The following is a 14,046-nucleotide window of genomic DNA, read 5'->3' on the forward strand; positions in this document are numbered from 1 at the left end:
GGTCTTCTCTGATGTTTATTTCCCTGTAAGGACGGACCATTTTCTGGTCTCGTTAGGGACACAGTAGCGTCAACTTTCCCAATACCGCTTAACGAACTGGGTTAACTCTTTCTGATTAGATGGAATGGTTATCGAAACACGACCTGCCCCAAGACTTTGGTAAGGAGCGTGAATAAAGGGTTGCGATTTCAGATGACCTTGCCGGGATTCATAACGCCTGCAGGGTCAAACGATTTCTTGATGCGGCGCATGAGATCGAGCGCAATGGGTGACTTGGTTTCAGACAATTCCTGTCGCTTTAACTGGCCGATGCCATGTTCCGCCGAGATCGACCCGTTATAAGCGCGGACGATATCGTGAACGCGCTTCGTTACCTCAGCCCAGCGATCAAGAAAGGCTTGTTTATCGGCGCCGACGGGCTGCGAAATATTATAGTGCAGATTGCCATCGCCCATATGGCCGAATGAAACAATACGGGCGCCAGGAATGAGATCGAGAACCGCCTGATCAGCTTCTTTGATGAAGTCCGGAATTCTGGCGACGGGTACGGAAATATCATGTTTGATCGAACCGCCTTCGGGTTTCTGCGCATGAGACATGGCCTCGCGCATATGCCAGAACGATTTTTCCTGCGCAGTACTCTCAGCGATGGTTGCATCATCCACCAGACCGGCCTCGAATGCTTCGGTCAGGATTGCTTCAATGGTTTCCCGCGCGTCTTCGGCGGAACGCGATGAAGAAATATCAAGCAGAACGTACCAGTTATGCGGCTCCTGCAGTGGATCACGCACACCTTCCGTGTGGGCAACCGAGAACTCCACACCTATCCGCGGCATCAACTCAAAGCCCGTCAAGGATGCGCCTGCGTGGCTCTGGGCCATGTTCAACAATTGCAAGGCATTATCGGGACTGGATAGCCCAACATAGGCAACGCCTTTGCCTTTCGGCAACGGAAACAGTTTCATGACCGCAGCAGTGATAACGCCAAGCGTTCCTTCAGCCCCTATGAAGAGGTCTTTCAGATCGTAGCCGGTATTGTCCTTCTTGACGGTACGCAAATCATTCAGAATTTCGCCGGTTGGCAAAACAACTTCAACACCGAGGCAGAGTTCCCGCGTATTGCCATAGGCCAGAACTGCAGTACCACCAGCATTGGAAGAAAGATTTCCTCCAACCTGACAAGAGCCTTCAGACCCGAGGGATAGCGGAAACAGCTTGCCCGCCTGGGCAGCGGCCTCCTGAAGTTTCTGCAATACAACCCCGGCTTCCACAATGGCCAGATTTCCAGCAGGATCAATGCTGCGGATTTTGTTCAACCGCGAAAGCGACAGGACAATTTGAGTTCCACTACCATCTGGTATTTGCCCCCCCACAAGGCCAGTATTCCCGCCTTGTGGGACGATGGCGGTTTCCGTTTCGGTCGCCAATTTGAGAATGGCCGAAACTTCATCGACATTTGAGGGGCGCAATACCAGCGAGGTCTTGCCGCCAAATTTATCGCGCGGCTCGATAAGGTACGGCTCAATGTCATTGGCACTGCGTAAAGCATAAGCTTCACCTACTATTGCTACAAAACGTTCAATCAAATTCTGCGTCAGCGTCATTTTATCTGTTCCATTTCGGCTACCGACAACGAGCGGGGCGCTGCGGCGCGAACAAGGCGGTCATTAATAGCCTCACCGAGGCCGTTGAAAGGTATGGGTTCGACGGCAATCATTGTGCAATCAACGGCGTCGAGGCGCTTCATGAAGTCAAAGAGGTTGGTTGCAGCCTCGTGCAGGCTGCCCGTTTTGCTGAGATTGAGAATGGCAGCGGCTTTTGAGTATCCATTTGCACGGTGCGGTCCAAAAGCAAGCAAAGCCTCGCCTGCCATTACGTCATGGACGTTCAACCTCATTGCGGCAGAGGGAGCATAATGGGAAGCCATCATCCCCGGTGCCTGAATTGCTGCGCGCTGATCTATGCGGCCAAGCTTCCGGCCAATCACAGCCTCAATCTCTTCAGCCGGGAGGCCGCCCGGGCGTAGCATCAGGATTGTATCACCATCAACTTTGACAATCGTCGACTCGAGTCCGACTTCTGACGGGCCTGCATCAAGGATCATCGCAATCTTTGACCCCAAATCGCCTTCTACAGACAAAGCATTGGTGCCGCTTATCTTTCCGGAAGTATTGGCGCTCGGTGCTGCAAGCGGTCGATCCAATGCCGCGATGATTTTTCCTGCCACGCCACGGGGCATACGCAGAGCAATAGTGTCGAGTCCGGCCGCTACCAGGGGATGGATTCCGCAGTCCGGTTTCAATGGAAGGACGAGGGTAAGTGGCCCCGGCCAGAAAGCATTGATCAATTGACGGGAAACCGGATCGATCTCTGCATAACGTTCGGCCATGGCAACATCCGAGACATGGCAGATCAGCGGATTGAAGTGCGGGCGGCCTTTGGCCTCAAAGATACCGGCAACTGCGCTTCCGTTCGTCGCATCGGCTGCAAGGCCGTATACGGTCTCCGTTGGGATAGCCACAAGCTTCCCCTGAGCCAACGTATCGGCTGCAGCGAGGATCGCCTGTTCGTCCATACCCAAGATTGTAGCCAAGATAGCCTCCAGTGGTCGCCCTGCCTACACGAATGAGGTGGCGCGCTGCAAGTATTGGCTGATGAACAGCTCGAATGATGTCATGCCTAAAATTGAATCCATCGTGAGAAAGCTTTGGCAATGAATCCCAAATAGAGAAGGCTGGAGCGTTTGTTTATATAGAGAATCCAGGATTGATCAGCCATGCTTCTACGCCAGTTCATTGCAGCGTCAGCCATCGCCCTGATAAGCGCCTCCGCTTTAGCAGATTCAATCATTGTCAGCGGAGAAACGGCCAAACCGAATTCGGTATCCTATATTGGTTATGACAGCTTCGATGCCAACGGCAATCCAGTCTGCACATCATGCCTTGAACAGACTGCGGAGGAAGCAGCACGCTTGAAAGCTTATGCGGAAAGACGTGCTCGTTCCCGGGAGTATATGGCGCGCATGCAAGGTAATGCGGCGCCGGCAAATCCCTTGCTTGCCGCGCAGGCATCGGAACCTATAGCCGCTGGCAAATCAATGCCTGCCCCCGACTTAACAGAAGCACCGATGCGCGCAGGCGTGAATTAGGAAACGCCTAAGACAGTTGAGAACTGCTACCTATCTTCCTGTCATCCAACAATTTTCGAGAAATCAGCGACGGCATCCGTCGCCGCGCGGATACGCGAAAGCAATGCCAGACGATTTGCGCGAATATCGGCATTGTCGTCATTAACCAGCACTTTTTCAAAGAATGAATCAACTGGTTCACGCAAAGCACTAAGTGCGATCATCGCGCCGGAAAAGTCTTCCTTTTGAATCGCTTGCGCCGCTTGGCTCTCAGCTTGATTCACCGCGACGTATAGGTTCTTTTCCGCATCATCATTGAAAAGATCGGGGTTTACCATGTCTGAAATGGCTGTCCCCTTCTTCTCCTCGGCGCTCAAAATATTGGCGGCACGCTTGGTTCCGGCAACAAGATTTTTACCGTCTTCCGTGTTGAGGAAAACAACAAGCGCCTCGACACGCCGTGCGATCAGCAAGAGATTATCGGCGTCTGGTTTAAGCACAGAATCAATCAGATCATGACGCGCACCGAGGTCGCGCAGATGTACCTTGAGGCGGTCATGAAAGAACGCCAAGAGATCAAGAAGGATGGGTTGTGACCGCTCCGAAAGCTGGCCGCGTATCCGCTTTTCAAAACCGGATATCGCGTTGGTAACATCTTCCTCACCATCCACATCACCCGAATTCTGGGCTGCCTGCGCTTCCTCGAAATGCTCGATCCGCTGCTCGATTTTCTCTTCGCGCAATTGAATGAAGGCGTCTTGGAAAATGGGCAAAAGTTCAATCTTCCAATCGCTTGAAAGCAGAAGCCTGATCACGCCGAGCGCCGAGCGCCGTAATGCGAATGGATCTTTCGAACCGGTTGGCTTTTCATCAATAGCCCAGAAGCCGACCAGCGTATCCAATTTGTCCGCCAGTGCAACAGCGACCGAAACCAGATCGCTTGGTACAAAATCGGATGGTCCTTGCGGTTTGTAATGCTCCTCAATGGCGGCAGCCACTGATGGGTGCTCATTCTGCAGGAGTGCATATTTCCGGCCCATGCCACCTTGCAACTCAGGAAATTCGCCAACGATTTCGGTTGTAAGATCGGCTTTAGCCAAAACCGATGCGCGGCTTGCCAAAACTGGATCGGCGCCTATCCGAATCGCAAGTGCGCGTGCAAGATTTTTAATCCGCGTGACGCGCTCGCCTTGTGTACCAAGCTTTGCGTGGAAAGTAACATTCAGCGCATCCAAACGTGCCATGCGTTGGTCCAATGGCTTGCTCAGATCAAGGTCAAACTTGATGGCAGCTGGCGCCAGCGTGTGCATATCTGGCAAATCATGCTGGTCGGTATTCCAGAAGTATAGCGCATCCGAGAGGCGTGCCCGCACGACCTTGCCGTTGCCATGGGCAATCTCGCGACCGCCATCAGTCGCCTCGATATTGGAAACGAGGATGAACTTATTGGAAAGCTTGTCCGCTTCGCCCTGTTTACGTGTAACAAAGCATTTCTGATTGGTCTTGATGGTAAGGCGGATAACCTCAGGCGGAATTGCAAGAAACTCCTCCTCAAATTCGCCCATCAACACCACCGGCCATTCGACGAGGCCAGACACTTCTTCAAGAAGCGCCTCATCTTCAACAAGCTCAAGTCCCGATGCAAAAGCGATGTTCTGGGCGTCGGAGAGGATAATTTCCTTACGGCGATCCGCATCGAGCACGACCTTCGCCTTTTCAAGCTTGGCAACATAGTCGTCAAAGCGGCGGACGGTGATCGGCTTGCCATCGCTCAGGAAGCGATGACCATAGGTTACATTGCCAGCTTTCAGACCATCGATCTCAAAATCGACGACAACCGGCTCCTCGGTTTCAGGTCCGAACGTGCAAACAATAGACTGTAGCGGACGAACCCAGCGCAAGCTTCCGGATTTGGAAGACGCCGCGCCCCATCGCATGGATTTTGGCCATGGGAATTCGCGGATAATCTTTGGCATCAGCTCCGCAATGATCTCTTCAGCGCCGCGCCCGGGTTTCGTCAGATGGGCGACATAAAAATCACCCTTCTTAGGATCGGTGTGGACATGCGCTTCAGAAATATCATTCAAGCCTGCTGAACGCAGAAAGCCTGCAATAGCCTGCTCAGGCGCATTGACACTTGGGCCTTTGCGGTCTTCGTGCACATCCTTGGAACGTGCTGTAAGGCCACGTATATCGAGCGTAAGACGGCGCGGCGTCCAATAGTCTCCCGCTGCCTCATAGGTCAGCCCGGCTTCGACCAAAGCGTCGGTAACCAGCTTCTTCAAATCGCCAGCAGCCTTGCGCTGCATACGTGCCGGAATTTCTTCCGAGCGGAGTTCGAGCAAAAGATCAGGCATTATACGGACTCACTCTTGAAATTCACGCCACCTGCTTCCGTGAGAAGGAAGGCCTCGCCGCATTGCCGGGCAAGATTGCGTACCCGCAATATATAGCTCTGACGTTCCGTTACCGAAATCACGCCACGCGCATCAAGAAGATTGAATGCGTGGGATGCCTTGATGCACTGATCATAGGCAGGCAGGACCATTTTATGCTGAGGGCTGTTATCGCCGTTTTTTGGAGCGCCTGCGCGCAATAGCGCTTCACATTCCGCTTCCGCATCTTCGAAATGACGGAGCAAGGTGCTTGTATTTGCATGTTCAAAATTATGCCGTGAATATTCCTGTTCGGCCTGTAGGAATACGTCGCCATAGGTGACTTTCTCGTCACCCTCAAGACCATTGAAATTGAGGTCGTAAACATTGTCCACGCCCTGCACATACATGGCAAGACGTTCCAGACCATAGGTCAATTCACCCGACACCGGCGAGCATTCAATTCCGCAAACCTGCTGAAAATAGGTAAATTGCGACACTTCCATGCCGTCACACCAGCACTCCCAACCGAGACCCCAGGCACCCAATGTCGGACTTTCCCAGTCATCCTCGACGAAACGGATATCGTGCATCAAAGGATCAAGGCCGATAGCCCGCAGCGAGCCAAGATAAAGCTCCTGCAGATTGGGCGGCGATGGCTTCATGATCACCTGATACTGATAATAATGCTGCAACCGGTTTGGATTTTCGCCGTAACGACCATCTTTCGGGCGGCGTGACGGCTGCACATAGGCAGCCTTCCACGGCTTTGGTCCAAGCGAACGCAAAGTCGTTGCGGGGTGGAATGTGCCAGCACCAACTTCCATGTCATAGGGCTGCAGGATTACACAGCCATGCTGCGCCCAATAATTGTGGAGCGTCAGGATAAGCCCCTGAAACGAGCGGGTCGGGTGCATATGATCTGGCAAGGGAGAAGTCACCGTGCGGCCTTTTCATTACTGGAAATAACAGAGAATGCGTGTTTCGTTTGGAGCATGATCTTGTCCGTAAAGTCATGCGACTTTTCGGGATCATGCTCTAAGACGTGCATACAGACCGGTCAAGTGGAACGAAGAAATCAGCCCTTCTTGTCGGGTGCTGGAGCCGGAGCTGGCGGCGTTGGTGGCTCAGGTACCTGAACGCCGTTCTTTGCCACACCGGGATTCTTTTCTTCTGGAAGTCCGTTTTTCAGCTTTTCCTCGATCTTGACCAGATCTTCAGGCTCAGGCTTGGAATCGCGCGCATGCGCCCATTGGAAAGTCGCCTCAAGCTTGCGGCCCGCACGCCAGTAAGCATCACCAAGGTGATCATTGATTGTAGCATCTTCGGCGCGCAGTTTTACTGCCTGCTCAAGCTGAGTGACGGCTTCATCGTACCGGCCCAAACGATAATAGGCCCAGCCCAATGAATCGACGATATAGCCGTCCTGTGGCCTTGCTGCTACGGCTTTCTTGATCAAATCCAGCCCCTGTTCGAGCTTGATATTCATATCAATCCACGAATATCCAAGATAGTTCAGGACCTGTGGCTGATCGGGGTAGAGTTCCAGCGCTTTCAGGAAATTCGGCTCCGCCTTGTCCCATTCCTTCAGGCGCTCATAGGAAATTCCACGCTGATAGAAGATCGTCCAGTCATTTCGGGTAGGCTGCTTTAAAACGGCAACGGCCTTGTCGTAGGTTTCAGCTGCCTGCTTGAAATTTTTATCCTGGGCATAAATGCTGCCAATAGCCAGATATGTACGCATGTCTTCCGGATTGCTTTCAAGCAAAACACCAAGATGCTTGATAGCTTCGTCATTTCGTTTCAGAACGGCGAGATTAATCGCAAGCTGCATTTCGGCATCGCGCCTATAGGCGGAATCCTTGGCAATTTTGCCAAAATACTCGATTGCTTTCTCCGGCTGTTCAAGCTTCGCACTCAGATCACCCAATTGATAAAGGGTAGCATCATGGTCCGGGCGAAGTGGCAGGGACATTTGCAGATATAATTTCGAAAAGGCTTCCGCGCCACCATTATCAATTGCTGTCGCAACGACATATAATACCTCGGATGCCCCCTGTTGCGGGGTCTCAATCAGAGGTTTGATCGTTTTTGCGCTCGCTATCTGCTTGGCAAATTCGACAAGAACCATGCGTCCCGACAGAACATCAATTGCTTCCTTGACCAGTGCTTCAGCGCCTGGCTTGTCACCATTGCGAATTTTGAACGAAGCATATGCCTCGACCAAGCGCTCATACGTGTCAGGAGCAGCAGCTATATTGGCCTTGTTGTCCAGGGCGCTTTGATAAAACTCTGCCGCCTTTTTCTTCTGACCCGCCATGTCCGCAATCAGCGCCGAACTATAGGCCTTGAAAAGCGTGAAGCCTTCCGGCCCCTTCAACTTGTCAATCATTGCCAAAGCCTCGTTGGGCTTGCCGGCACCGGCTTTGGCAAAAGCTGCAATCAGTCCAGTCACCATACGATCCAGATCAGACTGGAGCGACAGCATCATCAATGTTTCGACCTGGCGGTATTGTTTCTTGTTGAGAGCATCAATTCCAAGCGCCAAACGCGAGAAACGCTCTATTTCAGGCACAGCCTTCAACTCGGCAGCCAGCGGCAATGCTTCTTTGAACTGGCCGTTCGTCAAAAGAACAAGCAGGAGGCTTTGACGCAGCTCCGTATTTTTGGGATCATAGGTCAGTGCCTGCCGATAAAACGCTATGGCGCTATCAAAATCATTGTCGCGCTCTGCAGTCCGAGCTGAAAGAAAAGCGCCCGACAGGTTTCCGGTATTTATGACTGGCGTCTGTGTCGTGGTCGCTGCTGCCGGGATCGCACCGCCTATCATGGCAGCCAGTGTAGCTCCTACAATCGAGCCGAGCATTTTACTGCGCTGCATGACAAATCCCTCTTTACTGCCTAATTTGAAACGATACTGCGAATCCTCAAGGGAACCATGGCCTTTTTACGGTTTTCGCTCAAGTTTTCCTAAAGACTAGCACGGGGTTAGCTTGCACCCCTCATCTGACGGGCTTCAATTTACCCGGCTGATGCAGAAATCGATTACCTCCAGCAAGGCATCCTTCTGCGGCGAGTGGTCCAGCGGAGCCAACGCGTCACGTGCTATTCCGCCAAAGTGCCTTGCTCGCTGGATCGTGTCGCTCAATGCACCATAGCGGGTCATCAAGCCCTTTGCTTTTTCCAAGCCCTTGTCGTCATTAACGCCGTTTTCAAGCGCTTCCTTCCAGAATTGCCGCTCTTCCGAGCTGCCCCGACGATAGGTAAGGACGACTGGAAGCGTGATCTTGCCCTCACGGAAATCATCGCCGGTATTCTTGCCTAGATCTTTGGCATTGCCACCATAATCCAACGCGTCGTCGACAAGCTGAAAGGCAAGTCCGAGATTGAGGCCATATGAACGTAGCGCCTGCCGATCGGTCTTCGACGCAGCGGCAATTATCGGCCCCACTTCCGCAGCAGCAGAGAAGAGCGCCGCAGTCTTCGCTTTGATGACGGCAAGATATTCGTCTTCAGTCGTTTCAAGGTTTTTTGCCGCCGAAAGCTGCATCACTTCGCCTTCAGCAATGACCGATGCAGAGGTAGCGAGCACATCCAGTGCTTCCAGCGAACCAACTTCCACCATCATTTTAAAGGCTTGACCAAGCAGGAAGTCGCCAACGAGAACGCTTGCCTGATTGCCCCAGATCATTCGCGCAGTACTTTTTCCACGGCGCAGATCGCTCTCATCCACCACGTCGTCGTGAAGCAGCGTAGCGGTATGCATGAATTCAACGCTGGTCGCCAGCTTCACATGGCCATCGCCCTCATAGCCGAACATACGTGCGGCAGCCAGTGTGATCATTGGGCGCAAACGCTTGCCACCTGAGGAAATCAGGTGATTGGCAACTTCCGGGATCATTTCAACATCAGATCCTGCTTTAGACAAAATCAGTTCATTGACCCGCCCCATATCCGCCTTGGTCAAATCGACCAGGGGCTGAACCGACCCAGAACTGCTTTTCTTCTCTTCAAGACTGACAACAACGCCCAAAATGAAACTCCTACTGTCTTGGCCTTGCGCCTGATTCCGAGGACCAGATTTGATCTTCAGAAAGGATTGCGAGCCAAATCAAAATATCACTACGCCCGGTAAAATCTTGCAAGATGCGCGGCGCTGCAATGCGGCGACACCTTATTTTGACTGCCTATAACCCGCAAGCGGCGAATTGGCGCGCAGAATTGGTACAGGCCACAAATTCGTGATAAAGCCAGTGGCCCTTCTCCCCATCCCTTTCGAAACGGTAGTTCAGATGATCGAAATAATGCGCCTCAACGACCCTGTTCTGATTTCATTCGTCGAATCATTATTGAAAGATGCACAGATCAAATATTTTATCGCTGATGCCAATATGAGCGTACTTGAAGGGTCGCTTGGTGTTCTCGCCCGGCGCGTGATGGTCGATTCAGAATTTGAAAAAGAGGCGCGCCAGTTGCTGACAGACGCGGGAATCGAGCAGGAGCTTCGCGGCTAGTTCATGTCTGTTCTGGATATTCCTCATACGATCGACGCTTTCCATCGCGGTCGTTTCCGCCTCATTCAACCCTCTGCCAAAGGTCATCGCTCCGGCGTAGATGCCATGGTGTTGGCGAGCGTAGTGCCCAATGAATTCAGCGGTCGTATCGCAGATCTGGGTGCCGGGGCTGGGGCTGCTGGTCTTGCGGTTCTTTCCCGCTGCGGCAAAGCCAGTGCAACTCTTATCGAGCGATCCGAACTCATGGCGCAGTGCGCCCGCTTGTCTCTGGCTTTACCAGAGAACCACCTGTTCTCAGGCCGGTGCGATATTGTTCAGGCTGATGTAACAGCTATGGGCAAAACGCGCATGGCTGCCGGAATCCATGACAACTTTTTCGATTTTGCCATCATGAATCCGCCTTTCAACGAGGCAAAGGACCGCGCAACGCCGGATGCTTTGAAAGCGGAAGCTCATGTCATGACAGATGGTATGCTGGAAAAATGGATTAAAACCGCCGCTTCCATCGTCAAACCCGGCGGATCAATCGCCATTATCGCGCGGCCAGCGTCCATGCTTGACCTGCTGACAGCTTTGCAAAGGCGCTTTGGCGGGCTCATTATCGTTCCTGTCCAGCCCAGACCTCAAGAGGCCGCGATCAGGATCATCATCAAAGGGGTAAAGGGCAGCCGCGCGGGGCTTACCTTTCATCCTCCCTTGGTGATGCACCATGAAACCGGCAATGATTTCACCGAGCGCGCAATAGCGATCAATAACGGAGTCGCTTCGCTGTTTTAGACTTTGGGACCATTGTGATTTTCTCTGCACCGCTTACATGGTCTTGAGATGAGCACGTAAAGGAGACCCGCTTGGCTCGATTTATCCGCAAGTTATTGCCCCGCCGTTGGCGCCCAGACCATATCGAAATCCCAGTGGTACGCTTGCATGGCGCGATCATGGCGGGAAGCAGCCGCTTTCGTAATGACCTGTCGCTCAGTTCTACAGCCGGCATGCTTGAAGAAGCCTTTAGCGATAAAGATGCTCCAGCCGTTGCGATTTCGATCAATTCTCCCGGCGGCTCGCCTGTTCAGTCGCGACTGATCTATCGGCGTATTCGTGATCTGGCGGCGGAAAAGAACAAGAAGGTTCATGTTTTCGTTGAGGATGTCGCAGCCTCCGGCGGTTACATGATTGCAGTTGCGGGCGACGAGATCATCGCTGACCCCTCATCCATCGTCGGCTCGATCGGCGTTGTTTCGGCAAGTTTTGGCTTTACCGAATTGATCAAGAAAATTGGCGTCGAGCGGCGTGTTCATACCGCCGGTTCGAACAAGTCAACCCTCGACCCGTTCAAGCCGGAAAACAAGCAGGATATTGAGCATCTCAAAGCGCTGCAATTAGAGATTCACGAGACCTTTATCAATCTGGTAAGGGAACGGCGCGGTGAAAAGCTCAGTGACAATCCAGACCTGTTTACAGGGCTGTTCTGGACAGGGATACGCGGATTGGAACTTGGCCTGATTGACGGGTTGGGCGATATGCGATCACATTTGCAATCTCAATATGGCCCTAAGACCAAACTCAAACTTATAGCCCCGCCACGGGGATTGTTTGGTCGCAAACTCCCTTCTGCTGAAATCGGATTTGGTGGAATAGGGGCGGGTTTTGCCGAAGGCATTGTCAATGCTGCAGAAGAACGGGCGCTTTGGTCACGTTTTGGCCTTTAACCTTGTGTGTATTTTGGCAAGAGCGACGCACCGTGTTATGATTACGAAAATATCGGTGCCTGTCATTTTCGGGGTCTAGGACGATGCCACAACTCATCTTTTTTCTGCTTATCGGTATTGCCGCCTATTACGGCTATCGTTCGTTCAAACGCGAAGCCCAGCGTGTATCAAAGCGTGTTCGCGAAGCGGAAAAAGAAGTCCAGAACCGCTCTCAAGGCACTTTGGTTCAGGATCCGGAAACTGGTGAATACCGCTTGCGTAAAGACTGACCGAGATGCTCGACAGTCTTGATCAAGCGATCAGCCTGATTGCGCCTGCCAAGATCAATCTGGCACTGCATATTACCGGCCAACGGGACGATGGATATCATCTCCTGGATACATTGGTGGTTTTTGCAGGTTATGGTGACCGAATAAGCATCGCACGCAGCAGCGCGGATTCATTTCGCATAACAGGACCTTATGGACATTCCTTACCTGCCGACGCTTCCAATCTTGTTTTAAAAGCCCGGGACAGGCTGCGTGCAGAATTTCCGGACCGGGCTTTTCCTGTTTCAATCGAACTGGAAAAACACTTGCCCATCGCCTCTGGTGTTGGCGGTGGCTCAAGCGATGCTGCTTCAACCTTGAAAGCGCTGGTCTCGCTCTGGAACATCAATATTGATCCTGTCGATCTCAATAATATTGGGTTGGCAATGGGCGCAGACCTGCCCATGTGCCTGCATGGAAGGCCCTTGATTGCCCGCGGTATCGGCGAAGAACTGGAGGCGGTCACAGCTATCCCGCGCCTGCCAATGGTTCTGGTCAACAATGGCGCCGCCGTGTCGACGCCACAGGTCTTTGGCGCCTTGAAAAAGCGAAACAATCCGGGATTGCCCAACTTGCCAAGGTTCGGCAGCGTGAACGATGTCTGCGCCTATCTTGAACAGACGGACAATCATTTGTATGCTGCCACGGTCGAACTGCTCCCCATTATTGGCGACACCATGGACGCGCTATATTCTACATCGCCGCGTCTGGCCCGAATGTCAGGTTCGGGCGCTACCTGCTTTGCGATTTATGACACCGATGAGGCCGCATCTGCTGCCGCATCTCTGATAAGCAATGCCTATCCATTGTGGTTTGTGGTCAAGACAGATAGCGGCGAAGGAGAAAACTGACCTTGGCCGACAATTCATCCCGCACTTTCGTTTCGGTCAAAATCGCTGTCCTTACGGTGTCAGACACACGCTCACTTGATGATGATAAATCGGGCAAAATGCTTGCCGAGCGCATCACAGCGGCAGGCCATATATTGGCGGCCAGAGACATTGTGACAGACGATGTTACAAAAATTCGTGAGCGTGTCATTTCCTGGTCAAAGGATGACGAGATTGACGTCATCATCACCACAGGAGGCACGGGTTTCACTGGCCGCGACGTGACACCGGAAGCACTCGAGCCCATATTCGAAAAGCGGATGGACGGATTTTCTACCATTTTTCACAGGGTTTCCTATGACAAAATCGGCACGTCCACGATTCAGTCACGAGCAACGGGTGGAGTGTTAAACGCCACTTTCGTCTTTGTGCTGCCGGGATCTCCCGGCGCATGCAAGGATGCCTGGGATAATATTCTGCAATACCAGCTCGATTATCGTCACATGCCCTGTAATTTTGTCGAGATCATGCCTCGGCTCGATGAACATTTGAAACGCGGTGGTAAGAGCTAAGCTGCTGGAATGATTTCCGCGCGTAAACGTTTCATCGCCAAACCACGGGCCAGATCAGCCGCCTTCTTTTCCGGCTTCAATAAGGCCATTGCCTGCCGCTTGGAGATCAACAGGCCATCGGCAATGGGGCTGCGTTTTGAAAATAGCCTGTTAAACAGCGGCTTACGGTGAACATGGGAGCAAGAGAAGCAGGCCGGGCCTTGTGAGCGCTCGACGTGAACAGCGACCGGCTCAATCCATCCATCGAGCAATCTTGCTCCGGGTTCCACCAGCAAAAACCATTCACTGCGTGCCCGCCGGAACCCATCAATCAATGTCTGGTCCTGCAGAAAGATACAGCCAGCGGCATCAGCCACGCGGTGGGTCTGATCCGACGATCCGTAATCGACAATAATCACGTCGCTGAGAAGCCCTTCGACGGCTCCACCGACCAGCCCGGCAAGGGTTCTGGCTAACAATTCGTCTGAATTATGGGTTTCAATCAGGACGGAAATCATACCTAGCCAATATATCAATGTGACTAGAATTTCCATCCATCCTTTTACCTAAATTGTTCTTGATTTGTTCTCATTATTTGATAGGAATAGATTCACGCTCGAAGGTGCCACCGAATC

The 14,046-nt window shown here is 52.5% G+C and carries 14 protein-coding genes; 7 read left to right on the plus strand and 7 right to left on the minus strand.

Annotation, left to right across the window (positions count from 1 at the left end; genetic code table 11):
• Positions 1–188: 188 nt before the first annotated feature.
• Positions 189–1,604 (minus strand): FAD-binding oxidoreductase, encoded by a 1,416-nt coding sequence (locus ACTJI9_RS07080; RefSeq protein WP_307283268.1) that lies wholly within the window; start codon positions 1,602–1,604, stop codon positions 189–191.
• Positions 1,601–2,593 carry an L-threonylcarbamoyladenylate synthase gene (locus ACTJI9_RS07085; RefSeq protein WP_440806864.1) on the minus strand — a complete coding sequence of 331 codons (993 nt, stop codon included), beginning with the start codon at positions 2,591–2,593 and terminating at the stop codon, positions 1,601–1,603. The genes ACTJI9_RS07080 and ACTJI9_RS07085 overlap by 4 nt, the downstream gene beginning before the upstream one ends.
• Positions 2,594–2,776: 183 nt before the next feature.
• Here ACTJI9_RS07085 and ACTJI9_RS07090 point away from each other — a divergent pair, with 183 nt between their 5' ends.
• On the plus strand, positions 2,777–3,148 hold the full coding sequence (locus tag ACTJI9_RS07090) for a hypothetical protein (protein WP_440806867.1): 372 nt from the start codon (positions 2,777–2,779) through the stop codon (positions 3,146–3,148).
• A 41-nt stretch (positions 3,149–3,189) separates the two neighbouring features.
• Here the strand turns inward: ACTJI9_RS07090 and glyS are convergent, their stop codons facing one another.
• The 4 genes from glyS to ACTJI9_RS07110 all read right to left on the minus strand — a co-directional run bounded on the left by glyS (position 3,190) and on the right by ACTJI9_RS07110 (position 9,535).
• The gene (gene glyS / locus ACTJI9_RS07095; protein WP_440806870.1) at positions 3,190–5,484 is read right to left on the minus strand and encodes a glycine--tRNA ligase subunit beta; all 2,295 of its coding nucleotides are present in this window, start codon (positions 5,482–5,484) and stop codon (positions 3,190–3,192) included.
• On the minus strand, positions 5,484–6,419 hold the full coding sequence (locus ACTJI9_RS07100; RefSeq protein WP_370878858.1) for a glycine--tRNA ligase subunit alpha: 936 nt from the start codon (positions 6,417–6,419) through the stop codon (positions 5,484–5,486). Before ACTJI9_RS07100 ends, glyS begins: the two co-directional genes overlap by 1 nt.
• 161 nt (positions 6,420–6,580) lie before the next feature.
• On the minus strand, positions 6,581–8,383 hold the full coding sequence (locus tag ACTJI9_RS07105) for a tetratricopeptide repeat protein (RefSeq protein ID WP_440806873.1): 1,803 nt from the start codon (positions 8,381–8,383) through the stop codon (positions 6,581–6,583).
• Between the two features lie 135 nt (positions 8,384–8,518).
• Positions 8,519–9,535: a polyprenyl synthetase family protein gene (locus tag ACTJI9_RS07110; RefSeq protein ID WP_307283260.1), complete on the minus strand. Its 1,017-nt coding sequence runs from the start codon at positions 9,533–9,535 to the stop codon at positions 8,519–8,521.
• Between the two features lie 259 nt (positions 9,536–9,794).
• Between ACTJI9_RS07110 and ACTJI9_RS07115 the strand changes: the two genes are divergently transcribed.
• The 6 genes from ACTJI9_RS07115 to moaB all read left to right on the plus strand — a co-directional run bounded on the left by ACTJI9_RS07115 (position 9,795) and on the right by moaB (position 13,432).
• Positions 9,795–10,016, plus strand: coding sequence for a putative signal transducing protein (locus ACTJI9_RS07115; protein ID WP_115052215.1), 222 nt, complete (start codon positions 9,795–9,797; stop codon positions 10,014–10,016).
• A 3-nt stretch (positions 10,017–10,019) separates the two neighbouring features.
• Positions 10,020–10,793, plus strand: a complete 774-nt coding sequence (locus ACTJI9_RS07120; RefSeq protein ID WP_115052147.1) for a methyltransferase — start codon at positions 10,020–10,022, stop codon at positions 10,791–10,793.
• Between the two features lie 71 nt (positions 10,794–10,864).
• Positions 10,865–11,722, plus strand: coding sequence for a S49 family peptidase (locus tag ACTJI9_RS07125; RefSeq protein WP_440806878.1), 858 nt, complete (start codon positions 10,865–10,867; stop codon positions 11,720–11,722).
• An 83-nt stretch (positions 11,723–11,805) separates the two neighbouring features.
• The gene (locus tag ACTJI9_RS07130) at positions 11,806–11,991 is read left to right on the plus strand and encodes a hypothetical protein (RefSeq protein WP_115052149.1); all 186 of its coding nucleotides are present in this window, start codon (positions 11,806–11,808) and stop codon (positions 11,989–11,991) included.
• 5 nt (positions 11,992–11,996) lie between these two features.
• Positions 11,997–12,881 carry a 4-(cytidine 5'-diphospho)-2-C-methyl-D-erythritol kinase gene (locus ACTJI9_RS07135; protein ID WP_440806881.1) on the plus strand — a complete coding sequence of 295 codons (885 nt, stop codon included), beginning with the start codon at positions 11,997–11,999 and terminating at the stop codon, positions 12,879–12,881.
• Positions 12,882–12,883: 2 nt separating this feature from the next.
• A complete protein-coding gene (gene moaB / locus ACTJI9_RS07140) occupies positions 12,884–13,432 on the plus strand; it encodes a molybdenum cofactor biosynthesis protein B (RefSeq protein WP_440806883.1) in 549 nt (182 codons plus the stop codon).
• On the opposite strand, the gene ACTJI9_RS07145 is transcribed toward moaB, so the two are convergent.
• Entirely contained in the window at positions 13,429–13,965 is a 537-nt protein-coding gene (locus ACTJI9_RS07145) for a glycosyltransferase family 2 protein (RefSeq protein WP_115052152.1), read from the minus strand. The genes moaB and ACTJI9_RS07145 overlap by 4 nt on opposite strands.
• Positions 13,966–14,046: the final 81 nt, after the last annotated feature.

Origin of the sequence: Phyllobacterium sp. 22552, assembly GCF_052044585.1 — a bacterium.
Taxonomy (GTDB): domain Bacteria; phylum Pseudomonadota; class Alphaproteobacteria; order Rhizobiales; family Rhizobiaceae; genus Phyllobacterium; species Phyllobacterium ifriqiyense.

Bases quoted from the DNA above. Each gene is read 5' to 3' on its own strand.
- ACTJI9_RS07080 (WP_307283268.1), bottom strand. From the start codon at position 1,604: ATGACGCTGACGCAGAATTTGATTGAACGTTTTGTAGCAATAGTAGGT.
- ACTJI9_RS07090 (WP_440806867.1), top strand. From the start codon at position 2,777: ATGCTTCTACGCCAGTTCATTGCAGCGTCAGCCATCGCCCTGATAAGC.
- glyS (WP_440806870.1), bottom strand. From the start codon at position 5,484: ATGCCTGATCTTTTGCTCGAACTCCGCTCGGAAGAAATTCCGGCACGT.
- ACTJI9_RS07100 (WP_370878858.1), bottom strand. From the start codon at position 6,419: ATGCACCCGACCCGCTCGTTTCAGGGGCTTATCCTGACGCTCCACAAT.
- ACTJI9_RS07105 (WP_440806873.1), bottom strand. From the start codon at position 8,383: ATGCAGCGCAGTAAAATGCTCGGCTCGATTGTAGGAGCTACACTGGCT.
- ACTJI9_RS07115 (WP_115052215.1), top strand. From the start codon at position 9,795: ATGATCGAAATAATGCGCCTCAACGACCCTGTTCTGATTTCATTCGTC.
- ACTJI9_RS07120 (WP_115052147.1), top strand. From the start codon at position 10,020: ATGTCTGTTCTGGATATTCCTCATACGATCGACGCTTTCCATCGCGGT.
- ACTJI9_RS07130 (WP_115052149.1), top strand. From the start codon at position 11,806: ATGCCACAACTCATCTTTTTTCTGCTTATCGGTATTGCCGCCTATTAC.
- ACTJI9_RS07135 (WP_440806881.1), top strand. From the start codon at position 11,997: ATGCTCGACAGTCTTGATCAAGCGATCAGCCTGATTGCGCCTGCCAAG.
- ACTJI9_RS07145 (WP_115052152.1), bottom strand. From the start codon at position 13,965: ATGGAAATTCTAGTCACATTGATATATTGGCTAGGTATGATTTCCGTC.